This window comes from Variovorax sp. HJSM1_2, from assembly GCF_049316285.1.
In the GTDB taxonomy this organism is placed as follows: Bacteria; Pseudomonadota; Gammaproteobacteria; order Burkholderiales; family Burkholderiaceae_C; genus Rhodoferax_B.
Window position 1 is genome coordinate 1 of sequence record NZ_JBMOXA010000064.1, and the last position, 336, is coordinate 336.

Below are 336 nucleotides of genomic sequence, written 5' to 3' on the forward strand. Positions count from 1 at the left end.
GAACTTCACGCTGTTGCAGACCTGTGCCACGTGTTCGATCAGGCCTTCCTGGCCGGCTTCGGTCAGGTAGTGTGGCAGCAGCAGAATGCCGTGGGCGCCCAGGCGCTCGGCTTCCTGGGCGTGCTGTATGGCCACGCGGGTTGGGCCACCGGCGCCGGCAATGATGGGCACTTTGCCGCGGCAGGTGTCGACGGCGGTCTTGATGATCTCGGAATACTCTTTGGACTCGAGCGAGAAGTACTCACCCGTGCCACCGGCAGCGAACAGCGCCGAGGCGCCGTAGGGGGCCAGCCATTCCAGGCGGGCGGCGTACGACTTGGCGTTGAAGTTGCCTTG

The 336-nt window shown here is 65.2% G+C and carries 1 protein-coding gene; it reads right to left on the minus strand.

Translation table 11 applies throughout. The features are described 5' to 3' along the window. On the minus strand, positions 1-336 hold a 336-nt coding region (locus tag ACFQ95_RS25960; RefSeq protein WP_422835860.1), incomplete at both ends, for a dihydrodipicolinate synthase family protein.